Source organism: Arthrobacter globiformis (assembly GCF_003261175.1).
In the GTDB taxonomy this organism is placed as follows: Bacteria; Actinomycetota; Actinomycetes; order Actinomycetales; family Micrococcaceae; genus Arthrobacter; species Arthrobacter globiformis_A.
The window spans coordinates 49,348-70,866 of sequence record NZ_QLNP01000017.1; the positions used below are offsets into that span (position 1 = coordinate 49,348).

Sequence of the window (21,519 nt, forward strand, 5' to 3'; positions counted from 1 at the left end):
CCCGCAGAGGCCGCAAGGAGACGGCCCGTGAGAAGAAACACGAGGTCAGAGCGGTCATAATGCGAAAACTCGGCACTAATCCATTCGTTTGCATAAAAGCCGCATTGCTTCACCAGGGGCAGTTCCCCATGCCGCAAGGGGTCCCCGGCGCGAAGGAAGACCGGCCGCCGTTCAAGTCACATTGAGGCCGGACCCGTCCGACGCCGGATCAGCCGGCAAAGATTTAACGTGCCGGAAATCTTTGGCAGCAGCGCTTAAATGGCAATGGATCCATCCGGGGACGGATCCATTGCCTAAAGCCGGCTTGTCGGCGGGCGGTTTTAGCGCTTGACGGCGTCCAGCTTCAGCATCTTGGCGATGACGTGGTCCAGCTCGGAGTCGTCGAAGATCTTCTTCCAGTCATCCTTGATGATGGTGTCCTTGCCGTACTGGATGGCGATTTCGCAGGCCTCGGAGAACGGGTTGGAGCCGCGCAGGGCGTTGGTGAGGGCGATCTGCACATGGCCGAACAGCATGGCCTTGGCAGCTTCCTCGGGCACGCCGGCGGTGTGGACGGTCTCGTGAAGGGCTTCGTTGAGCAGGGTGCCGATCATGCACGCCACGGTCTCCACGAGGGTGGGCTCGAGGATGGCGAGCTGCTTCACAGTGACCCAGTGGACGTCGATCACGGGGGCATAGATGACCTTGATGGTGGCCTCGGCTGCAGCCTTTGTGTCCTCGGAAGCGTCCTCGTCGATCGCGGCGACGACGTTCTGCGGGGCGCCCTCGCCGCCGAAGGTATCGGCCCATTCCTCCTTGGTGGTGCGCTCCAGGAACACGGACGGGTGGCAGGGGTGCGCCACGGCCTGGACGACGTCCTCGCGCTGGGCGAGCAGGCCTGCGTAGGCGGCGGCCGGGTCCAGGGTGAGCAGGATGGCGCCGGACTTCATCTGCGGGACGACGCCTTCGGACACGACGCCCAGGACGGTGTCCGGAACGGCGAGGATCACGACGTCGGCGCCCTTGACGGCGTCGTCGGTGGCGGTGATTTCACGGCCTTCGGCACGGACGCGGTCCTGGCCGGCGGGTGAGTTCTCGGAGTAGAAGACGGTGTGGCTGGACTTCTGGAGGTTGCGGGAAACGCGCATCCCCATCTTGCCTCCGGCTCCGATCACGGCAACGGTCAACTGTTCTGCAGACATTTCATTTGCTCCTTAGGAAATCGAGGCTTTGCTGGGTCCACTGGTTTTCGAGGCGGATGGTTTCGTCCTCGGAGTCCTGCCACGGCAGCCAGTGTTCGACGATCTGGTTGATGTTTCTTTCTTTGGGCTGAAGCTTCCGGGCCATGTAGTCGTAGTCCAGAAGGCCTTCGCCGAGCGGCGCGCCGGAGTATGTAAAGCCGACCCACCCCTCCTTGCGGCTGAACGCAAAGTCTTTGATGTGCATGTTCAGGACGTGGGGCGCGACGGCGTCAATCACCTCACGCGGCGACTCCAGGGCCGCCACGGTGTTGGCCGGGTCGCTGCACACGCCCAGGTACAGGCTGCCGACGCGCTCCACGACCTCCAGGATCCGGGACGTGGGAACCTGCTCGTAGGTCTCCAGCGCGATCCGCACCCCAGCGGCCTTGAACTCGGGCAGGATCTCGGTGAAGATCTCCACCGCCTCGTCCGCCGTCGGGGTGTGGCCCGGGACGTTGAACATGGTCCGCAGCAGCGGCGCACCCAGGATCTTGGCGATGTGCAGGAACCGGCGCAAGTGCTCGGGCCGGATGCCCTTGGTGCCCAGTTCCAGGCTGATCCCGAGCGAGTCCGCGGTGGCCCGCACGGCCCGCAGGTCGTCGTCGGCCATGGTTTCCAGCGGTGCATAGTCGCAGATCTGGAACAGGTCCACACCCAGCGCCGCGGTCCGCTCGAGCGCCTCGTGGATGCTCAGCGGCTTGCTCACCTTGTCGGAGAGCTGCCAGAAGAACGCGTAGCTGCTCAGGCCGATCCGTGAACCCGGTCCAACCCGGCTCATGCTGCCACCTCCAGGAGCCCAAGGCGCGCTGCGGCTTCGTCGAGGATGTCGCGGACGGCTGCCGGGTTGTGGGCGAAGCGGCCGAGGAACAGGCCGGCGACGGCGGGGCCGAGCTGGCTGATGAGGCCGGGGCCGGCGCTGCCGCCGTAGATGACCCGGCTGGCTTCCTGGCCTGCGCGGCTGTGCAGGTGGGCGTCCAGTCCGGTGATGACTTCGCTGATGAACTCCGGCGTGGCCGGTTCGGGTGCCCCGATTGCCCACTGCGGCTCGTAGGCCACGATGGTGCGCCCGGTGCCTCCGAGGCTTCCGGCACGGTTCAGGACGCCGTCGATTTCGCGGATGCAGTGCTTGATGGCGTCCGCCGCGGTGCCGCGGCCGGGTTCGCCCACGCACAGCACCGGGGTGAGGCCATTGCGGTAGGCCGCAGCGGTCTTCAGCCCGATCACGTCGTCGTCCTCGCCGAAGATGCGGCGCCGTTCGGCATGGCCCACCTCGGCGTACCGGCCGCCGGTTTCGGCCACCATCTTTCCGCTGACCTCGCCGGTGAAGGCGCCCTCGTCCTCCCAGAAAATGTCCTGGGCACCGGCCGCCGCACCGGCGGCGGACAGGATCCGCGCGCACTCGGGCAGGACCGGGTGGGCCGGCAGGGCGAACAGTTCAATGTCGCCGCTGCGGACGGCCGGATGGGCCGAGGCGATTTCAGCCACGTCCCGGCACCAGTCCAGGGTGCGCTCGTAGCCGAAGTACATCTTCAGGCTGACGCCGATGATCGCCTTCGGGCGGGTGGAGCCGGATGAACCGGCGGCCGCTCCAGCGGAGGAATTAGCAGGAAGTGACACCCTCGTAGTCCTTAATCAGGGTGACCTTCTCGGCGGAGGCCGAGGACTCGTCAAAGGTGTACGTCAGCCATTCCTTGGCCAGGCGGCGGGCGAGTTCCAGGCCCACGACGCGCTGACCGAAGGTCAGGACCTGGGCGTTGTTGCTCAGGATGGAGCGTTCAACGGAGAAGCTGTCGTGCGCGGTGACGGCACGGACGCCGGGGACCTTGTTAGCGGCGATCGCCACGCCCAGGCCCGTGCCGCAGACCAGCAGGGCGCGGTCGGCCTTGCCGGCGGCGATGAGTTCGGCGGCGGCGATGGCCACGGACGGGTACGGGGTGTGGCTGGTGGCGTCCACCCCGACGTCGGTCACGGACGCGACCAGTTCGGACGCTTCCAGGTCTGCCTTCAGGGCTTCCTTGTACTCGAATCCGGCGTCGTCGGAACCGATGACCAGGCGCAGTTTGGCGCTCATGCGTTCTCCTTAGTGGTGGTTGCTGCAGATTTCGCCTCGGCGAAGGTGTTGTGGATGGCGCGGACGATCAGTGCCATGGATACAGCGCCGGCGTCCGGGGTGCCCAGGCTCTTCTCGGCGTGCGGGCGGGCCCGGCCCATCAGGGGCAGCAGGTTCGCGGTTTCCTCCGCGGCCTCCTGGGCCACGGTGGCTGCCGTGCCCCAGGCGTCGGTGAGGGACTGCCCCGAGCCGACGGCGGCGGACAGGGCGTCGCGGAACGGAACCAGCACGTCCACCAGGGTCTTGTCGCCCACCTTGGCCTTGCCAAAGCCCATGATCGAGGCGGCGGCCTCGGCCACTCCGGCGGCGACAGCGCCGCCGTCGGGCGTGTTGCTGTTCCCGACCGCGTCCCCGACGGCCCGCAGGGCCATGCCCCACAGTGCACCGGACGTGCCGCCGGCACGGTCGGCCCAGGCGTCGGCGGCAAGGTGCAGGGTGCTGGCCGCACCGGCACCGCGTTCGACGGCGTCCGTTGCGGCCTCGACTGCGGCCCGGACTCCGCGCTCCATGCCGATGCCGTGGTCGCCGTCGCCGGCGACCGCATCGATGCGGCCCAGTTCCTCGACGTTGGCGTCAACAACGTCCTTGGCGGCGGCGAGGGCGGCCAGGACACGGACTGCGGCGGCACGCGACTCGTCCGTGGCTTCCGGAATGGCCGTGGCCTCGGCGGACAGTTCGTCGGCGTTCAGGGCAGCAGTGTCGAGGGCTGCGGCCGTGACGGCGCCGCGGCGGAAGGCCGGCGCGTCGGCGGGTGCGTTCCAGAGGGTCTCCAGTTCCTCGTCGAGCCAGAAGAGGGTCAGCGAGGTGCCGGCCATGTCGAAGCTGGTGACCAGCTCGCCGACCTGCGGGTCAACGGCTTCGAGACCGGCCTCGGCCAGGAGCTGGGCGACGCGGCGGTAAACCACGAACAGCTCCTCGTACTTCACGCTGCCCAGGCCGTTGAGGATCGGGACCACGCGGGCACCGGCAACAGAGAGCCCGTCGGGGACTTCGGTGAGGAGCTTGGCCACGAGCAGCTCGGCGAGCTCATCCGCCGTCGGGATGTCCGTTTCATCGATGCCGGGCTCACCGTGAATGCCCATGCCCACGGCCATCCGCCCCCCGGGGACGGTGAACAGCGGGTTTTCGGCCCCGGGAAGGGTGCAACCGGTGAACGCGACGCCGAAGGACCGGGTGCGGTCATTGGCGCGTTCGGCGATGTCGACCGTGGCGTCCATGCTGTAGCCGGCCTCGGCAGCGGCGGCCGCGACCTTGAAGACCGTCAGGTCCCCGGCGATGCCGCGCCGCTTGGCGCGCTCCTCGAGCGGGGCGGAGGAAACGTCGTCGGTGACGGCGATGCTGCGGCAGTCGATGCCCTCACGGCGGAGACGCTCCTGCGCCTGGGTGAAATGCAGGACGTCACCGGCGTAGTTGCCGTAACCCAGCAGGACGCCGGCGCCGTTGTTCGCAGCCTTGGCCACGCTGTAAACCTGCTGCGCCGAAGGGGACGCGAAGAGGTTGCCCATCGCGGCACCATGCGCCAGGCCCTGGCCCACCAGCCCGGCGAACGCCGGATAATGCCCGGAACCGCCGCCGATCACCAAAGCCACCGTGTCCGCGGTGCTCTTCGTGCTGCGGGCCACGCCGCCATTCACGCGACGGACCCAGCGTCCGTGCGAGGCAACAAAGCCCTCGATCATCTCATCAGCGAACGCTGCGGGTTCATTGAACAAGCGGGTCATTGCGGTTTCTCCTGGGCCTATCAGTGGAAATCGTGGGGAAGCTGCGGTTGAAGCCGCCTCGGGGTGGTGGTGACCCAACTGACCGGCAGTTGTTGTCGTTATGGCCGTCCAAAACGACAACAACTGCGAGTTGGTTGGGCGGGCCGCGCCTACGGCTCGGAGTGGTGTCCGGCGCCGGCGGGATCCAGCGCCTCGGCGGCGATGCCCTCGCTGACCTTGCCGGAGCGGCTCAGCGCCACCATCAGGATGCACGACAGGAGCATGAAGCCGCCGACGACGAACATCGGGACCGTGTAGCCGCCGGTCCAGTCCTTGAGCCAGCCGGTGATGTAGCCGGCGCTGAAGCCCGCCAGGTTGCCGACCGTGTTGATCAGGGCGATGCCCGCCGCGGCGGCTGCGCCGGTGAGGAACTGGGTGGGAACGGTCCAGAAGTTGGGCAGCGCGGCGAAGATGGACATGGCCGTGATGGTGATGACGGCGATGGTGGCTGCCGGGGAACCGGCGAACAGTGCCAGCGGGATGCTGAGTCCGCCGACCAGGGCAGGAATGGCAATGTGCCAGGTCTTGACGCCCCGCTTGGTGGCGTCCTTGGACCAGAAGTACAGGGCGATGGCTGCCGGCAGGTACGGGATCGCGGTGATCAGGCCCTTCTGGAAGACATCGAACTTGGCGCCGTAGATGCCTTCGAAGCCGGCGATGATGGTGGGGAGGAAGAAGCCGAGGGCGTAGAGGCCGTAGATAAAGCCGAAGTAGATTGCGGCGAGCATCCAGACGCGGCCGTTGCCGAAGACGGTGCGGACGCTGACGTGCTTGTTGCTGGCGGCGGTTTCCTTCTTTTCCTTCTCCAGTGCACCGGTCAGCCAGGTCTTTTCTTCGGCCGTGAGCCACTTGGCCTTCGCCGGGGAGTCCGCCAGGTAGAACCAGGCAATGACGCCGATGATGATCGCGGGGACGGCAACGCCGAAGAACATGACCCGCCAGCCTGCGAGGCCGAAGAGTCCGTGCTGCTGGATGAGGAGGCCGGCGAGCGGGGCACCGATGACGGTGGTCAGCGGCTGGGCCAGGTAGAAGAGGGCAAGGATCTTGCTGCGGTGCCGGGCCGGAACCCAAAGGCTCAGGAAGAGGATGGCGCCCGGGAAGAAGCCGGCTTCGGCCACACCGAGGATGAAGCGCAGGATGTAGAGCTGCTCAACGTTTCCGACCCACGTGAACAGGAGCGAAACGATGCCCCAGCTGACCATGATGCGGGCCAGCCAGCGCCGGGCGCCGAACTTGTGCAGGGCCAGGTTGCTGGGGACCTCGAGCAGGATGTAGCCGATGAAGAAGACACCGGAAGCGAAGCCAAACTGCGCCGCGGAGAGGGCGAGGTCTGTGTTCATGCCGTTGGGGCCGGCAAAGGAGATGGCCGTGCGGTCCAGGTAGTTGATGAAGAACATCAAAGCGACGAACGGCACCAGCCGGATAGCCACTTTCCTGATTGCAGATCTTTCGACCACCGATTGTGTGGTGTCCACATTGACTCCTAGATGTTGGTATCCCCGGCCGCGTCCTGCTCTGGATGCTTAGGGGTTGTCTCATGCCCTCCGCCGGCAGGAGACCGGCATTGGCTACGCGTTGTGAGATCAACCATACGACCGGAACGGCAAATTGGTCAACCGGTTGACGGGTTTCCCCTGCGCAGCCGTTTGCCCCGGAAATTGGTCAGCCGGTTGCTACCCTTAAAAGATGTCCGCAAACTCCGCCGCCGCCACGGCCAAGATCAGCGCCGCGCTAGGCCCCATGGAACAAGGGTCGGTGGTGTCCGAGGTCGCGGAACGCCTGCTGGCCTACTTCACCAGCGGGGATATAGCGGCCGGCACCAGGCTTCCTGCCGAACGGACGCTTGCAGCCTCCCTCGGCGTTGGCCGGTCCGCAGTCCGCGAAGCGTTGGCGGCCCTGGAGATCCTGGGCATCGTGATCGTGCGGCCGGGCTCCGGCACTTATCTGCGGGACGGAGTCTCGGAGCTGCTGCCCCGGACCCTGAGCTGGGGCCTTATGCTGGGCGCCCCCCGCACCCGCGAGCTGGTGGAGCTGAGGAGCGGGCTCGAAGTGCAGGCTGCGCAGCTGGCGGCTGAACGCATCGACGATGCGGCGCTGGACCGCATGCGCGCCAACCTGCAGACCATGGAAGATAACCTCGAGGACCTGGCCGCGTTCGTCGAGGCGGACGCCGCGTTCCACCGGGAGATCGCCGTCAGCTCGGGCAACCAGGTGCTCCGCGAGCTGCTGCAAAGCATCCGCTCGCTGCTCCGCATCTGGGTGGACCGGGCACTGACCGACGAAGGCCATGCGGCCGCGGCGCTGAAGGAACACCGCGAAATCCTCACAGCCCTCGAGGCCCATGATCCCGCTGCCGTCACCGCCACCATGCGTTCACACATGCAGACTGCCACCCGGCGGCTGCTCGCGGGGTTCGACGCCGCCCAGTAGGGCGCGCGATGCTGCCCAACTATGGGGGTTCGTCCCTAGGAAATCTCGAAGGCCGCGACGCGAGTCTGATTTCCATGCTCAATGACCACGGAATCCGGGAAGCCCTGACGGAGCTTGAGAGCGAGCAGCGGGACGTCCTGGTGGCACTTCACTACTGCCGGCTCACGGTGGCCGAAGCGGCAGTGCAGCTGGGCATTCCCGCCGACTCGGTAACCCACCGGGCGCTTGCCGCGCTGCGTACCCTGCGCCGGCTCCTTGACCAACGTAGCGCCGGCCAGAACCTTCCGTAGCGCCGCACGCCCAGTGGTTGCGGCGTCTATGAGCCGGGCGAAGAAGGTCCGGGCGAAGAAGGGGCGGCCAGCTGCGCACTGACCTCACCGGCCCACGAATCGATGGCGTCCCAGTCACGGAGGTCACCGAACCTCCCGCCGGTAAGACGGAACAAGCCCCGGAGCATGGCCGGCATCTGGGCGGCCTGGTAGACGCCGGAGAACAGTTTGTGGTCTCGAAGCGGGACCTGTGGCCGCAAATACTGTGCCAGGCGTTCCTGCTGCAGGGCTGCACCGCGCGCCCGAAGAAACTTGGGCAGCCCATCCGACATCCCCACGCTGAAACACCACACCGGCATCCCGTCCAGCTCGGCGGAGAAACGGCTGACAAAGGACACGGCTGCGGGCAACCATTCCTGGTTATGAATGGCGCTGCCCAGGATGACGGCGTCGTACCCGGAAGCAGCCTCGACATCGTCCACCGGCCGGCACTCAACATCGTTCACGGCATTCCGCACACCCGAGGCAATGCGTTCCGCGATCTCGGCGGTGGACCCGAACGCGCTTGCATAGGCAACCAGGACGGACATGGGGAAACTCCCTTCCGTTCTCAAGCGTGGCAGAAATTCCGGCGAGCGGAAGGGGCCGATGTTTCCGGTCCTTGACATGCCGTCCGGGCAGGCCTACAACGTGGCGTAACAAGCAGCCGCAGCTGCGATTCAAGCCTTCATCCCCCGTACAGAAATATCCACAACAGGAGGTCCAGATGCCAGGTTTAATCCGCAAGAGTTTTGACTCCCCCGAGGAGACGCGGCCGTTTGAGGGCGGCAAGGGTCAACTCCAACTGGTCAACATGGAGGGCGGCGGCGTCGGCCGTGCCACGTTCGAGCCGGGATGGCGGTGGTCCGAGCACGTAAAACCGATCGCAGGGACCGACAGCTGCCAGGCTGCCCACATGGGCTACTTCATCTCCGGCCGGATGAAGGTCGTCATGGATGACGGCGAGGAAATGGAGTTCGGGCCGGGCGATTTCGGCATCATCCAGCCTGGACATGATGCCTGGACCGTTGGCGATGAAGCCTGCGTAGTAATCGACTGGCAGGGGTTCTCCGACTACGCGAAGAGGTGAGCAGCACGCCGGTGCCGCACCAACCCGCGTTTGGGTAAGGCGGCGCCGGGCGTGACATCATACGGAGCATGGCCCAGAAAATTGCGTTCCAGGGTGAGCCCGGCGCCAACTCAGACATAGCCTGCAAGCAGATGTTCCCCGACCTGGAGAGCGTTCCCTGCGCCAGCTTCGAGGACGCGTTCGAGCTGGTGTCCAGCGGCGAGACGGATCTGGCCATGATTCCGATCGAGAACTCCATCGCCGGCCGGGTGGCCGACATCCACCTGCTGCTGCCGCACTCGGGCCTGCAGATCGTGGGAGAGTTCTTCCTGCCCATCCACTTCGATCTGCTCGGCATCCCGGGCAGCACCATCGAGGGGGCCACGGAGGTCCACAGCCACATTCACGCCCTGGGCCAGTGCCGGAAGCTGATCCGCGAGGCCGGGCTCAAACCCGTGATCGCCGGCGATACCGCAGGGTCAGCCCGCGAGGTGCGCGAGTGGAACGATCCCGCCAAGCTGTCCCTCGCGCCGCCGCTCGCTGCCGAACTCTACGGACTTGAGGTCCTGGCGTCAGCGGTCGAGGACGACCCCTCCAACACCACCCGCTTTGTGGTCCTGGCCCGGGAGACGGAACTGCCGGCCCGGGAAGCCCTGCCCGGACCGGCAGTCACCAGCTTCGTCTTCCGTGTCCGGAACGTTCCGTCCGCGCTCTACAAGGCCCTGGGCGGCTTCGCCACGAACGGTGTGAACATGACCCGGCTTGAAAGCTACATGGTGGGCAACGAGTTTGCCGCGACCATGTTCATGGCAGATGTCGAAGGCCACCCCGAGGACCTTCCGCTCCGCCTGGCTTTGGAGGAACTGGGCTTCTTCACCACCGAGCTGTGGATCCTCGGGGTCTACCCGGCAGCTGACCACAGAACGCAGCGGGCGGCCAGCAACTAACCAGCAGTTTTGCCCTGCGGCCGGTTCCGGTCCTTGAGGACTGCGCTGACCAGGAGCCCCGCCAGCAGGGCCCAGAACGCCGCCCCGATGCCCAGGAAGCTCAGCCCTGAGGCGGCCACCAGGAAGGTCACCACCGCGCCGGTCCGCTCGCCCGGTTCTCCCAGCGCCGAGGCGGCAGACCCGGCGAGTGTGCCCAGCAGTGCCAGTCCGGCAACGGCTTCCAGTACCCCCGGAGGAGCGGCAGCCACCAGGGCGGCGAGCCCCGCGGAGAAGGCTCCAAGGAGCAGGTAGGCCAGACCCGACACGAAACCTGCCACCCAGCGCCAGCTGCGGTCCGCGCCCGCTTCCTCCCCGGCGGCCAGCGCGGCGCTGAGCGCGGCAAGGTTGATGGCGTGGCCGCCGAACGGCGCGGCCAGCAGTGTGCCGGTACCGGTCACCAGCATGGAGGGCCGCCACGGCGCCTGGTAACCGAAGGACCCCAGCACCGCCACCCCGGGCACATTCTGGGACGCCATGGTGACGATGTACAGCGGCAGTGCGATGCCCGCCACCGCACCCAGCGACCAGGAGGGCGTTGTCCACTCCATCGCCGGCAGCAGGCCCGCCGTTGGCACTGCCCGTCCTTCAATAGCCAGCTGGACCAGAATGCCGGCGAGCGCCACGGCCAGCGCACCGGGAACCGACCAGCGCGGCGCGAACCGCGACAACAGCAGCCAGCAGAGCAATACCGGAACCACCAGCAGCGGAGCGCTCTGCAGGCCCTCCACCGGGGCAAGGCACAACGGCAGGAGAACTCCGGCCAGCATTGCCTGTGCCAGTGCTGTCGGGATGCTGCTGATGAACCGCCCCAAAGGGCGGACGAGCCCGGTCACAGCGATCAGAACCCCCGTCACCAGAAAGGCGCCGACGGCGGCCGGCCACCCGCCGTCGGGAACTCCCCCGACAGCCAGCAAAGCGGCGCCCGGCGTTGACCAGGCGAGGGTCACCGGAAGCCTGCTCCGCCAGGCGAGGAACACGACGCCCGCGCCCACCGCCAGGCAGAGGGCCAGGAGGCCGCTCGACGCCTGCTGCGGGTTTGCCCCCACGGCACGGAGGCCGGAGAGCACCACGGCGAAGGTCGAGGTGAAGCCGACAAGCGCCGTCACGATGCCCGCCGTGACCGGCCTTGCCAGCCCCTCGGAAACAGGGGCAGCGGGGTCGCGGGATATTTGGGGCGAGGGCGGCGGCATGTGAAAGTACGTTACCGGAGACTGTCTGCCGGCACCTTGTCATCGTGCGCCGGGCGATGCAGACTGGTGCACCACCTGTCCTGACTGCCGGGCCGAAGGAGTGCACCATGAACCCGCTGCACGCGTTAGTTGATGCCATCGAACACTTCGATCGGCTGGACGGGGTGGCGTCCGCCATCTCCAAGGCCGTTGGAAAAGCCGTCCAGCCGCGACCCGTCCGCAACACCCTCAGCGGCACGTCACTGGGCCATCCGCTGCACCCCGTCCTGACCGATTTCCCCATCGGGGCCTGGACCATGGCAACCATCCTGGACACCGTGGGAGGGCCGGCATCCGAGCCGGCCGCCGACATCCTGGTCGCCGTCGGAATCGCAACGGCAGTTCCAACCGCAGCCGCCGGCCTCAATGACTGGTCCGACACGCAGGGAAAGTCACGGCGGGTGGGTCTGGTCCACGCGGTCGCCAACGGAACGGCGCTCTGCCTGTTCTCGTCCTCGGCCGTGTCCCGGGCGTCCGGAAGCCGGACCGTCGGAAAAACTCTGGGACTGGCCGGTTTCGGCGTCCTGATGTTTGGCGGCTTCCTCGGCGGCCACCTCAGCTACGGCAACGCGGTCAACGTCAACAAGACGGCAGGCAGGACGGGCCCCCGGGACTGGAAGCCCGTTCTGGCGGAGTCCGAACTTGCAGACCGTGAGCACCGGAAAGTGGATGCGGGCAAGATCTCCGTTCTGCTGTACCGCTCCGGCTCCCAGGTCCTGGCCCTGGACAGCGTGTGCAGCCACATGGGCGGTCCGCTCGAGGAGGGAACCATCGCCGACGGCTGCGTCACCTGCCCCTGGCACGGCAGCACGTTCCGGCTGGAGGACGGCCACATAGTCCGCGGGCCGGCGACCACGCCCCAGCCGAGCTATGAAGCCAGGGTGAACGACGGCCAGATTGAGGTCCGCCGGCGCGGCTAGCAGTCGCCGTCCAGGAGCGCGCGGTTCCCGTCCGTTAGCGCCGTCAGAAACCAGCCGGCCAAAAAATTCCCGGCCTCTTGTCGATTTCTGCAAGACCCGTTCGACGGGATAGTAGACGGACGCACAGGGCGTCCACGTCAACGCAAGGAGAGAACCATGAAGTACATGTTCATCATGCGGGCCACGGACGAAGCCATCGAAGCGTCGAAGCGGGTTCCTTTCGAGGAGATCCTCAACCAGATGGGCGCCTACAACGAACAACTCATCAAGGCCGGCGTCATGCTCGCCGGTGAGGGCCTGACCGACCTGTCCGAAGGCTCGGCCTTCGTGGTCAACTTCGACGAGGACCCGCCGGTGGTGACGGATGGCCCCTACGGCGAAACCCATGAACTGTTCAACGGCTTCTGGATTGTCCAGGTGGCCTCCAAGGAAGAGGCGAAGGAGTGGGCCAGCCGCTGCCCGCTTGGTCCCGGATCGAAACTTGAGGTCCGCCGGATAGCTGAAGCCGACGACTTCGCCGACTTCAAGGACAACGAGTACATCCAGAAGGAAGCCGTATGGCGCCAGGAGCTGAACCAGCCCTGAGCCGGCTGACGGTGGGTGAAGACCCCGTGAACGAACAGGCGGGAGCCGCGGTACGGCGCCGGATTGATGCCCTCTGGCGCATCGAGGGGGCACGCATCGTCGCGGCCCTCGCCCGCGCCACCCGCGACGTCGGTTTCGCCGAGGACCTTGCCCAGGAAGCCCTGGCCGAGGCCCTGACCCAATGGCCGGTATCCGGGACGCCGGACAACGCCGCCGCGTGGCTCACCGCCGTCGCCAAGCGCAAGGCCATCGACGCGTGGCGCCGCTCCGAGCGGCTGGAGGAGCGGTACCGGGCCATAGCCCGGGACCTGGAAGACGACGACGGCGTGGCCTGGGTTCCGCTGGAGGACGACGTGCTCAGGCTCGTCTTCACCGCGTGCCACCCTGTCCTCTCCCGGGAGGCCCAGATGGCCCTGACGCTGCGGGTGGTGGGCGGCCTCACCACAGAGGAGATTGCCCGGCTGTTCCTGGTTCCCGTCGCCACCGTGCAGCAGCGCATAGTGCGGGCCAAGAAAACGCTGGCGGCGGCCCGGGTGCCTTTCGAGGTTCCCGAGCCGAACGAGTGGGGCGCCAGGTTGGGAGCGGTCCTCGGCGTCGTCTATCTGATGTTCACGGAAGGCTACGCCGCCACCTCGGGGGATGCGTGGATCAGGCCCGGCCTGGCCCACGAGGCCCTGCGGATCGGGCGCATCCTGGCCGGGCTGGTTCCCCGCGAACCCGAGGCCCACGGGCTCGTGGCATTGATGGAGTTCCAGGCGTCCCGCTTCCCTGCCCGCACCACTCCCGACGGGTCTCCGGTCCTGCTGGCGGACCAGGACCGGACGCGGTGGGACCGGGCGCAGATCGGCCGGGGCCGTGCCGCCCTGCGCCGCTGCGACGCGCTAGGCCGGGGCCGCGGCAACTATGCGCTGCAGGCCGCCATTGCCGAATGCCACTCGATGGCGCCCAGCGTGGACGACACTGACTGGCAGCGCATCGTGCTGCTTTATGAGGCGCTGGGCAGGATCGCGCCCAGCCCCGTGGTGGAACTGAACAGGGCCGTGGCGGTTTCCATGGCCACCGGACCGGCGGCCGCGCTGGCTATCGTGGACGCCCTTGCCTCCGGAGGCGCGCTGCGGGGAACGCACCTGCTGCCCAGTGTCCGCGGGGAACTGCTGGTCCGGCTCGGGCGGAGCGAAGAGGCGCGTTCCGAGTTCATTGCGGCGGCCGGCCTGGCCAGGAACCAGCGCACGCGGGAGCTTCTGGAGGAGCGCGCTGGCGGCATATTGCCGGCGCCCGACAGCTGACCGGCACCGGGCAGCCATCTGGCACCCATCCGGCTCAGTCCGGTTCAGCCGGTGAAGGTGATGTCCTTGGTCTCTTCGACGGCGGCGGTCCGCCCCGGCCCTTGGTGGTATTTCCAGTAGAGGTTCGTGAAGGCAATGACCTGGTCCGGCGGCGGGGCGCCCCATTCGGTCAGGTCCTCCGTGGTGTGGGCGTCGCTGACCAGCGTCACGTCGTAGCCGCGGACGAACGCCCCGTGGATGGTGGACCTGATGCATTCGTCCGTCTGGGCTCCGGCGATCATCAGCCGCCCCACGGCCGCTGCGGCCAGCATCTGTTCCAGATCGGTGTCATCGAAGGCGTCGCTGAATGACTTGTGCACCACCGGTTCCTGGTCGCGGCGCCCAAGTTCGGGCACATACTCCCAGGCCTCGCTGCCCTTCTCCAGCCGGTCATCGGAATGCTGGACCCAGACCACCGGGACCCCGGCTTCGCGCGCCCTGTCCACCAGTGCGGCGATGTTGGAGACCACGGCGTCACGCTGGTGCGCTTCGGCCACCACCCCTTTCTGCATATCCAGCACCACCAGGGCGGTGTTTGGCCGGTCCGGCAGTGTGGTCATGAGGGTCTCAACGTGGTCATGAGGGTCTCCTTGCCCGGTGGCTGGTGGGTCCCAGCCTAGGAGCCGCCGCCACCGTTGGAAACACCCGGCCGTTGTGAACACCCCGGCACATGAGCACCCACCCATTGCAGGCCGAGCGGGCGGGCGGAAGAATGGCCCTAGCGTGCTTTCTCGGCAGATCGGACCAAAATCATGACCCGCATCCTGCTCATCGGCCCGCCCGGCTCGGGCAAGGGCACCCAGGCGCACCGGCTCAGCGGACAGCTGCACATCCCGGAGATATCCACGGGGGACATGTTCCGCAGCCGCTTGGCCGACGGGTCGCCGCTGGGCCGGGAAATCAAGGAATTCCTCGACGCCGGCAACCTCGTCCCGGACAATCTCACCACTGCCATGCTGCGGGACCGGCTGCAGGAACGGGACGCGAGGAACGGATTCCTCCTGGACGGCTACCCCCGCACCGTGAGCCAGATGGACGACCTCGACGGCATCCTGGACGCCACCGGGAACAGGCTCGATGCCGTGGTGGAAATTACCGCCGACGACGACGAGATCGTCCGGCGGCTGCTGCTCCGCTCCGATGCCGAGGGGCGGAGCGATGACACCGAAGACGTCATCCGCCACCGGCTGGAGCTGTACCGGCAGGAAACGGAACCCGTCATCGCCCGCTACGGCCGTCGTAACCTGCTGGTCAGCGTCGACGGCACGGCGGACATCGACGCGGTCACTGTGAGCGCACTGCAGGGCATCGAAGCCGTCAGGGCGCAGCCCTGAACACCACGGCCATCCTGAACACCGCGGTGTTCACCCCGTTTTCCACACATACCTCCGCTCGGGGCGTCCGACGCCGTATTTGAGTGTCACGTCCACCAGCCCCTCGTCGTTGAGGTACTCCAGATAGCGGCGAGCGCTGACGCGCGACGTCCCCACCTGCACAGCCAGTTCGGCGGCCGACACGTCGGCGCCGCCGGCGCGCAGCGCCTTCTCGACCACCTGGAGCGTCTCGGCGCTGCAACCCTTCGGCAGCGGCCGGTCCGCGCGTTCCAGCCCAAACACGCGGTTGACGTCCGACTGTTCTGCCACGTCCTTGGACGAGTCGAGGCTCTGGTACGTGGTGCGGTAGTGCTGCAGCCGCTCCTGCAGGTCGGTCTGCGAAAACGGCTTGATCAAATAGTGCACGATCCCGCCGCGGAGCGCCTTCCGCACCGTCTCCACCTCGCGTGCAGCGCTGATCACCAGCACGTCCAGCTCGGGCGCCACGTCACGCAGCTGGTGCATCAGGTCCAGGCCGTTGACGTCGGGCAAATGGATGTCCAGCAGCACCAGGTCCGGCTGCAGCCGTGCGGTCTCCAGCACCGCCTGCGCGCCCGTGTGCGCGACGCCGACGACGGCGTACCCCGGTGTACGCTGGATAAAGCCGGCGTGGACTTTGGCCACCATGAAGTCGTCGTCGACGATAAGTACCTTGATCAAGGCCGCTCCTCCCTAAGCATCAGCAGTTTTGCGCATCAGCAGTGCCGTGAACACCGCGCCGTGGTCGTTCCGCACCGCGAGCCGGCCGCCGCGCCGCTGGCAGACCACCCTGGCGAGCGCCAGGCCGTAGCCGCGGCCGCCGTCGGGTGAATTTTTGGTACTGAACCCCTGCCGGAAAATGTCGTCCATGACCTCCACCGGGACCCCCGGACCCGAGTCCCGCACCTCAACCCGCACGCCGCCGTCGTTCTCTTCGATATGTACCTCGACCTTTGCTTCGGAGGTGTTGGTGACGGCGTCGAGCGCGTTGTCCACCAGGTTGCCCACCACTGTGGTCAGGTCGCGGGACATTTCCTCATCCACCTTGCCCAGCCGGGACTCCTCGGCGAGCTGCAGGGAAACGCCGCGCTCCGCGGCAAGGCTGGACTTGGCGATGAACAGCGCGGCGAGGGCCGGGTCCTCGATCCTGCTGGTCACGTCGTCGTTCAGGCGCGTCCGGTTCGACGTCGTGCCGTTGACGAACTGGACGACGGCGTCATACTCGCCGATCTGGATCAGGCCGGAGATGGTGTGCAGCTGGTTGGCGAACTCGTGCGCCTGTGCCCGGAGGGTGTCGGTGGCCGTTCGCGTCGTGCCCAGCTCGCGTTCCAGCGAAGCCAGCTCGGTCCGGTCGCGGAGGGTGGTGACGGAGCCGATCACGCGCCCGTGCGAGCGCATGGGCATCCGGTTCAAGACCACCAGCTTCTCCCCCACGAGGACCAGCCGGTCCGGGCCGGGCTGGTCCTGGGTGAGGACCTCGCGCAGAGCAGGCGGCACCTCCAGGGCGGCCAGGTTCTTCCCGACACAGTCGTGCGGCAGATTCAGCAGGCTCCGCGCGCTGTCGTTGACCACTGTGATCCGCTGCTGGGGGTCCAGCGCCACCACGCCTTCCTTGAGCCCGTGCAGCATCGCCTCCCGGTTCTCCACGAGGCCGGTGATCTCGTCCGGCTCCATGCCCAGCGTCTGCCGTTTGACGCGGCGCGCCAGCAGGAACGAGCCGGCCACGCCCAGGACACTGGCCACGCCCAGATAGGTCAGCAGGTTGGGGACGGCGTCGCCCAGCCGCTCCAGCACCGAGGGGTAGCTCCTGCCGACGACGGCGATCCCCACCATTTTGCCGGCATCGTCCAGCACCGGCACGTGGGCCACTACGGCCTCCTCTGCCCCGGTTCCGACCACCCCGGTCCACGCCCGCCCGGACATCACCGCACTGTCGCCGAGTTCCAGCTGGTGGCCCACCAGAGACGGGTCCGACGACGTCACCATCGTCCGGTCGGACCGGGCCAGCGCAACCTGGGAGGACCCCGAAATCGTGCGCACCGCCTCGGACACTGAGGGAAGCACCGATCCGCTTTGCGGCTGGGCATCCGGCAGGAGGCTTCGCACCGCGGGGGTGGCAGCCAGCGTCTCCGCGGCAGAGAGCGCGCGCCGGCCCTCGACCCGTTCAAAAGCTGCCGCCGACTGGGCCAGCGAAATCGCCACCACTGCCACCAGCACGGCCAGCACAATCAGGAGCTGCAGCCGAAGATACTGTCCCGCAAGGGACATTCCTCGCCGTCGAGTCATGTGCTGCTGTTCTTCCTGTGGGTCTGCGGGTGAGGGTGAGCTATACGGGACACGCTACCGGACTTTGGGCGCTGCGTTCCGCGGAGTCCGCAGCGCCTGAAACCCCCTACAGGACGCCTCGGCCGGCAACCTCGTTGGGAGCCGGAAACGTGAACGAAATGAACTTAACTTTCTCTGCTTACACAAGCGTGAGCCCCGTCACGTTCGGGCCTAGCATCGGAAGCACCCGATCAAACGGATCAAAAACGAGAAGAGGAACAACATGCGCGGAATGAGCGCACTGCGCGTGGCCGCAGTAGCCGCAGGCATCGCCCTGATGGCGTCCGGCTGCGGAGCTACCGGCAAGACTGCCGCCGGCCCCTCCACGAGCGGAGCAAGCACCGCACCCCTTGCCGGGCTCCGCATCATGGTGCCGAACACGCCCGGCGGCGGCTACGACACCACGGCGCGCGCCGCGGCGAAGGTTCTCGAGGACGAGAAGCTTGCCACCAACCCCGAGGTCTTCAACCTGGCCGGCGCCGGCGGCACCGTTGGCCTGGCCCGCATCGTCAACGAAAAGGGCAACGGCGACCTCGCCATGCTCATGGGCCTTGGCGTCGTCGGCGCCAGCTACACCAACAAGTCCCAGTCGAAGCTGACCGACACCACCCCCGTGGCCCGGCTCATCGAAGAGCCCGGCGCCATCATGGTGTCCAAGGACTCGCCGTACAAGACCATCGACGACCTGGTGACGGCGTGGAAGAAGGACCCGTCCAAGATCAGCGTCGGCGGCGGTTCCTCAGCCGGCGGCCCGGACCACCTCCTGCCGATGCAGCTCGCCGGTGCCGTGGGCATCGATGCCAAGAAGGTTAACTTCGTTTCCTACGATGGCGGTGGCGACCTTCTTCCGGCAATCATCGGCAACAAGCTGGGCTTCGCGGCTTCCGGCGCCGGTGAATACATCCAGCAGATCAAGGCCGGCGATATCCGGGTCCTGGCAACCAGTGGCGAGAACCGGCTTGAGGGAGTGGACGCCCCAACGCTCAAGGAATCCAAGATCGACCTGGTCTTCACCAACTGGCGCGGCATCGTGGCCCCTCCCGGCATTAGCGACGCCGACCGCGACGCCCTGATCGCAACCCTGGAGAAGATGCATGAATCGGCATCCTGGAAGGAGACGCTGAAGACGCGCGGCTGGACCGACGCCTTCATCACGGGTGACGAATTCAAGTCCTTCCTCACCGACCAGGACAAGCGCGTTGCCGACGTCCTGACGAAGCTCGGCCTGGCGTGACCTCCTTGGCCTCCCGCCTCAAAGGCCGCTCCGAGCTGGGCGTCGCAGCCCTGCTCGGGGCGGTCGGCGCCCTGGTCCTCTTTGACGCAGCGCGCCTGGTTGTGCCGTACTCCCAGTCGGATCCGGTGGGCCCCAAGGCCCTGCCGATGATCGTGGGAGGACTCCTGCTCATCTGCGCCGTGCTGCTGGCAGTGAACGTTCTCCGGGGCGGACGCGGTGAGGCCGAGGCCGGCGAGGACGTCGACCTGACCCACCCGGCCGACTGGAAGACCGTCCTGCCTCTGGCCGGCGCCTTCATCGCCAACATCCTGCTGATCGACTGGGCCGGCTGGGTCATCTCCGGAACGGTGCTCTTCTGGGGCAGCGTTTGGGCGCTCGGAAGCCGCCACTATGTCCGCGACGGACTGATCTCCCTGGCTCTGGCGCTCCTGACCTTCTACGGCTTCTACCTCGGCCTGGGCATTGCCCTTCCCGCCGGGCTCCTTGAAGGGATTCTCTAGATGGACGTCCTGTCCTCACTCATGGACGGGTTCGCGACCGCGCTGACCCCCATGAACCTCCTGTACGCCCTGATCGGCGTCATCCTGGGCACCGCCGTCGGCGTCCTGCCCGGGATCGGCCCGGCCATGACCGTGGCACTGCTGCTCCCGGTAGCCACCGTCCTTGAACCGACCAGCGCTTTCATTATGTTTGCCGGCATCTACTACGGCGGCATGTTCGGCGGTTCCACCACCTCGATCCTGCTCAACACCCCCGGTGAATCGTCCTCGGTGATCACCGCCATCGAGGGCAACCTGATGGCAAAGGCCGGCAAGGCGGCCCAGGCATTGGCCACGGCCGCCATCGGCTCGTTCGTCGCCGGCGCCATCGGCACCTCGCTCCTTGTGGTCTTCGCGCCGATCGTGGTGCAGTTCGCCGTGAGCCTTGGCGCCCCAAGCTACTTCGCCATCATGGTCCTGTCCCTGCTCGCCGTCACCGCCGTCCTGGGCTCGTCCAAGCTGCGCGGCTTCGCGTCCCTCGGACTCGGGCTGGCAATCGGCCTCGTCGGCCTCGACTTCGTCTCCGGCCAGGCCCGCCTCACCTTCGGCCTGCCGCTGCTCTCCGACGGCCTCGACGTCGTCGTGATCGCCGTGGCGATCTTCGCCGTCGGTGAAGCCCTGTGGGTGGCGGCGCACCTGCGCCGCACCCCGCTGCAGATCATCCCGGTCGGCAGGCCGTGGATGGGCAAGCAGGACTGGAAGCGGTCCTGGAAGCCGTGGCTGCGCGGTACTGCCCTCGGTTTCCCCTTCGGCGCGCTGCCGGCCGGCGGCGCCGAGATCCCCACCTTCCTCTCCTACGTGACCGAGAAACGGCTCTCCAAGCACCCCGAGGAGTTCGGCAAGGGCGCCATCGAAGGCGTCGCCGGGCCCGAAGCAGCCAACAACGCGGCCGCAGCCGGCACCCTGACCCCGATGCTGGCCCTCGGGCTGCCGACCAACGCCACCGCCGCCGTCATGCTGGCCGCATTCACCCAGTTCGGCATCCAGCCGGGACCGCTGCTGTTCCAAAACGAGGGTCCGCTGGTGTGGGCGCTGATCGCCAGCCTGTTCATTGGCAACTTCCTGCTGCTGTTGGTCAACCTCCCCCTGGCCCCGGTCTGGGCGAAACTGCTCCGACTGCCGCGCCCCTACCTGTACGCCGGCATCCTCTTCTTCGCCACGCTGGGCGCCTACTCGGTGAACCTGCAGGCGTTCGACCTGATGCTCCTGCTGGTCCTGGGCGCCCTCGGCTTCATGATGCGCCGCTACGGGCTGCCCGTCCTGCCGCTCATCCTCGGCGTAATCCTGGGGCCTCGCCTCGAAAAGCAGCTCCGCCAGGCGCTGCAGCTGAGCGCCGGCGACGTGTCCGGCCTCTGGAACGAACCGATCGCCGTCGTGGTCTACATCATCGTGGCACTGGTACTCCTGTGGCCGCTGGCGGCACGGCTCTGGCGCGCCCGGCGTCCCCGGACGGGCGGACTCGTCGTGGCCGGCGGACCTGCTGTTGACGGACCTGCTGTTGACGGACCCGCCGCCGGACCCGCTGCCGCACCCTTCGCCGAGGCGCCTGCTGTTGAGGGACGCCATGTGGAGGGAGGCCCTGTTGACGGATCCGGTGCTGAGGCGCCCGCTGATCGGGGGCCTGATGCAGGCCGCCGCCGCGCCGATGCTACCCATGCCAACCACGGACAGGAGAAATCGTGAGCATCATTGTCGGCTATATCCCCACGGCCGAGGGCACCGCAGCCCTGGACCGGGCCATCACCGAGGCGCAGAAGAGCCAGAGCCGGCTGGTCATCATCAACTCCTCCAGGGGAGACGCCATCGTTGACAAGCGCTACGCCCAGGCGGAGGACATCTCCGCATTGACGGAGCGGCTGGACCGGGAAGGGATTGAGCATCTGGTCCTGCAGCCGGTGCGCGGCAACGATGCGGCCAATGAGGTGCTGGAGGCGGCGGAGAAGTACCGGGCCGAACTCATTGTGATCGGCCTCCGGCGCCGCACTCCCGTGGGCAAGCTGATCATGGGCAGTGCTGCGCAGCAGATCCTGCTGGAGGCATCCTGCCCGGTGCTGGCAGTCAAGGCCAGCTAGCCCCGTAACCAGGCACCACTCGACTAGCCTCAAGAGGTAGGGGCCCGCACCGGCG

At 67.3% G+C, this 21,519-nt stretch carries 23 protein-coding genes; 12 read left to right on the plus strand and 11 right to left on the minus strand.

From position 1 onward, the window contains the following. Positions 1-320 precede the first annotated feature (320 nt). The 6 genes from DBZ45_RS02000 to DBZ45_RS02025 all read right to left on the minus strand — a co-directional run bounded on the left by DBZ45_RS02000 (position 321) and on the right by DBZ45_RS02025 (position 6,565). Entirely contained in the window at positions 321-1,181 is an 861-nt protein-coding gene (locus DBZ45_RS02000) for a phosphogluconate dehydrogenase C-terminal domain-containing protein (protein ID WP_111902312.1), read from the minus strand. Position 1,182: 1 nt separating this feature from the next. Next, positions 1,183-1,998 carry a sugar phosphate isomerase/epimerase family protein gene (locus DBZ45_RS02005; protein WP_111902313.1) on the minus strand — a complete coding sequence of 272 codons (816 nt, stop codon included), beginning with the start codon at positions 1,996-1,998 and terminating at the stop codon, positions 1,183-1,185. Further along, entirely contained in the window at positions 1,995-2,837 is an 843-nt protein-coding gene (locus DBZ45_RS02010; RefSeq protein WP_111902314.1) for a triose-phosphate isomerase family protein, read from the minus strand. The genes DBZ45_RS02005 and DBZ45_RS02010 overlap by 4 nt, the downstream gene beginning before the upstream one ends. Then, positions 2,821-3,291, minus strand: a complete 471-nt coding sequence (locus tag DBZ45_RS02015) for a ribose-5-phosphate isomerase (protein WP_111902315.1) — start codon at positions 3,289-3,291, stop codon at positions 2,821-2,823. The genes DBZ45_RS02010 and DBZ45_RS02015 overlap by 17 nt, the downstream gene beginning before the upstream one ends. Continuing rightward, positions 3,288-5,051 (minus strand): dihydroxyacetone kinase family protein, encoded by a 1,764-nt coding sequence (locus DBZ45_RS02020; RefSeq protein ID WP_111902316.1) that lies wholly within the window; start codon positions 5,049-5,051, stop codon positions 3,288-3,290. The genes DBZ45_RS02015 and DBZ45_RS02020 overlap by 4 nt, the downstream gene beginning before the upstream one ends. 149 nt (positions 5,052-5,200) lie before the next feature. After that, positions 5,201-6,565: an MFS transporter gene (locus DBZ45_RS02025; RefSeq protein WP_111902317.1), complete on the minus strand. Its 1,365-nt coding sequence runs from the start codon at positions 6,563-6,565 to the stop codon at positions 5,201-5,203. 211 nt (positions 6,566-6,776) lie between these two features. Here DBZ45_RS02025 and DBZ45_RS02030 point away from each other — a divergent pair, with 211 nt between their 5' ends. Together DBZ45_RS02030 and DBZ45_RS02035 are read left to right on the plus strand one after the other, a co-directional pair. Beyond that, positions 6,777-7,520: a FadR/GntR family transcriptional regulator gene (locus DBZ45_RS02030; RefSeq protein WP_111902318.1), complete on the plus strand. Its 744-nt coding sequence runs from the start codon at positions 6,777-6,779 to the stop codon at positions 7,518-7,520. A 74-nt stretch (positions 7,521-7,594) separates the two neighbouring features. Then, the gene (locus DBZ45_RS02035; protein ID WP_190242966.1) at positions 7,595-7,810 is read left to right on the plus strand and encodes a sigma factor-like helix-turn-helix DNA-binding protein; all 216 of its coding nucleotides are present in this window, start codon (positions 7,595-7,597) and stop codon (positions 7,808-7,810) included. Positions 7,811-7,836: 26 nt separating this feature from the next. Here the strand turns inward: DBZ45_RS02035 and DBZ45_RS02040 are convergent, their stop codons facing one another. Beyond that, a complete protein-coding gene (locus DBZ45_RS02040; RefSeq protein WP_111902320.1) occupies positions 7,837-8,379 on the minus strand; it encodes a flavodoxin domain-containing protein in 543 nt (180 codons plus the stop codon). Positions 8,380-8,555: 176 nt separating this feature from the next. On the opposite strand from DBZ45_RS02040, the gene DBZ45_RS02045 reads away from it, so the two are divergent. Together DBZ45_RS02045 and DBZ45_RS02050 are read left to right on the plus strand one after the other, a co-directional pair. Then, positions 8,556-8,918: a cupin domain-containing protein gene (locus tag DBZ45_RS02045; RefSeq protein WP_111902321.1), complete on the plus strand. Its 363-nt coding sequence runs from the start codon at positions 8,556-8,558 to the stop codon at positions 8,916-8,918. A 68-nt stretch (positions 8,919-8,986) separates the two neighbouring features. Beyond that, positions 8,987-9,844 (plus strand): prephenate dehydratase, encoded by an 858-nt coding sequence (locus tag DBZ45_RS02050; protein ID WP_111902322.1) that lies wholly within the window; start codon positions 8,987-8,989, stop codon positions 9,842-9,844. Here the strand turns inward: DBZ45_RS02050 and DBZ45_RS02055 are convergent. Then, complete coding sequence (locus DBZ45_RS02055) at positions 9,841-11,073, minus strand: benzoate/H(+) symporter BenE family transporter (protein ID WP_223256878.1); 1,233 nt, start codon at positions 11,071-11,073, stop codon at positions 9,841-9,843. The genes DBZ45_RS02050 and DBZ45_RS02055 overlap by 4 nt on opposite strands. 107 nt (positions 11,074-11,180) lie before the next feature. Between DBZ45_RS02055 and DBZ45_RS02060 the strand changes: the two genes are divergently transcribed. The 3 genes from DBZ45_RS02060 to DBZ45_RS02070 all read left to right on the plus strand — a co-directional run bounded on the left by DBZ45_RS02060 (position 11,181) and on the right by DBZ45_RS02070 (position 13,903). Beyond that, complete coding sequence (locus DBZ45_RS02060; protein WP_111902323.1) at positions 11,181-12,032, plus strand: Rieske 2Fe-2S domain-containing protein; 852 nt, start codon at positions 11,181-11,183, stop codon at positions 12,030-12,032. 156 nt (positions 12,033-12,188) lie between these two features. Beyond that, positions 12,189-12,617 carry a YciI family protein gene (locus DBZ45_RS02065; RefSeq protein ID WP_111902324.1) on the plus strand — a complete coding sequence of 143 codons (429 nt, stop codon included), beginning with the start codon at positions 12,189-12,191 and terminating at the stop codon, positions 12,615-12,617. Beyond that, entirely contained in the window at positions 12,590-13,903 is a 1,314-nt protein-coding gene (locus DBZ45_RS02070) for an RNA polymerase sigma factor (RefSeq protein WP_223256879.1), read from the plus strand. The genes DBZ45_RS02065 and DBZ45_RS02070 overlap by 28 nt, the downstream gene beginning before the upstream one ends. 44 nt (positions 13,904-13,947) lie before the next feature. Here the strand turns inward: DBZ45_RS02070 and DBZ45_RS02075 are convergent, their stop codons facing one another. Next, positions 13,948-14,502: a cysteine hydrolase family protein gene (locus tag DBZ45_RS02075; RefSeq protein ID WP_111902325.1), complete on the minus strand. Its 555-nt coding sequence runs from the start codon at positions 14,500-14,502 to the stop codon at positions 13,948-13,950. Between the two features lie 192 nt (positions 14,503-14,694). On the opposite strand from DBZ45_RS02075, the gene DBZ45_RS02080 reads away from it, so the two are divergent. Then, a complete protein-coding gene (locus DBZ45_RS02080) occupies positions 14,695-15,276 on the plus strand; it encodes an adenylate kinase (protein WP_111902326.1) in 582 nt (193 codons plus the stop codon). A 30-nt stretch (positions 15,277-15,306) separates the two neighbouring features. On the opposite strand, the gene DBZ45_RS02085 is transcribed toward DBZ45_RS02080, so the two are convergent. Together DBZ45_RS02085 and DBZ45_RS02090 are read right to left on the minus strand one after the other, a co-directional pair. Continuing rightward, positions 15,307-15,975 carry a response regulator gene (locus tag DBZ45_RS02085; RefSeq protein ID WP_111902327.1) on the minus strand — a complete coding sequence of 223 codons (669 nt, stop codon included), beginning with the start codon at positions 15,973-15,975 and terminating at the stop codon, positions 15,307-15,309. A gap of 12 nt (positions 15,976-15,987) precedes the next feature. Beyond that, positions 15,988-17,562, minus strand: coding sequence for a sensor histidine kinase (locus DBZ45_RS02090; protein WP_111902328.1), 1,575 nt, complete (start codon positions 17,560-17,562; stop codon positions 15,988-15,990). Positions 17,563-17,842: 280 nt separating this feature from the next. Here DBZ45_RS02090 and DBZ45_RS02095 point away from each other — a divergent pair, with 280 nt between their 5' ends. From DBZ45_RS02095 to DBZ45_RS02110, 4 genes are read left to right on the plus strand one after another with little or no spacing between them, the layout of a single operon-like run. Next, positions 17,843-18,853 carry a Bug family tripartite tricarboxylate transporter substrate binding protein gene (locus DBZ45_RS02095; protein ID WP_111902329.1) on the plus strand — a complete coding sequence of 337 codons (1,011 nt, stop codon included), beginning with the start codon at positions 17,843-17,845 and terminating at the stop codon, positions 18,851-18,853. Next, positions 18,850-19,353: a tripartite tricarboxylate transporter TctB family protein gene (locus DBZ45_RS02100; protein ID WP_111902330.1), complete on the plus strand. Its 504-nt coding sequence runs from the start codon at positions 18,850-18,852 to the stop codon at positions 19,351-19,353. The genes DBZ45_RS02095 and DBZ45_RS02100 overlap by 4 nt, the downstream gene beginning before the upstream one ends. Continuing rightward, the gene (locus DBZ45_RS02105) at positions 19,354-21,075 is read left to right on the plus strand and encodes a tripartite tricarboxylate transporter permease (protein ID WP_111902331.1); all 1,722 of its coding nucleotides are present in this window, start codon (positions 19,354-19,356) and stop codon (positions 21,073-21,075) included. It abuts the gene before it with no gap. Beyond that, positions 21,072-21,464 carry a universal stress protein gene (locus tag DBZ45_RS02110; RefSeq protein WP_111902332.1) on the plus strand — a complete coding sequence of 131 codons (393 nt, stop codon included), beginning with the start codon at positions 21,072-21,074 and terminating at the stop codon, positions 21,462-21,464. The genes DBZ45_RS02105 and DBZ45_RS02110 overlap by 4 nt, the downstream gene beginning before the upstream one ends. Positions 21,465-21,519 lie beyond the last annotated feature (55 nt).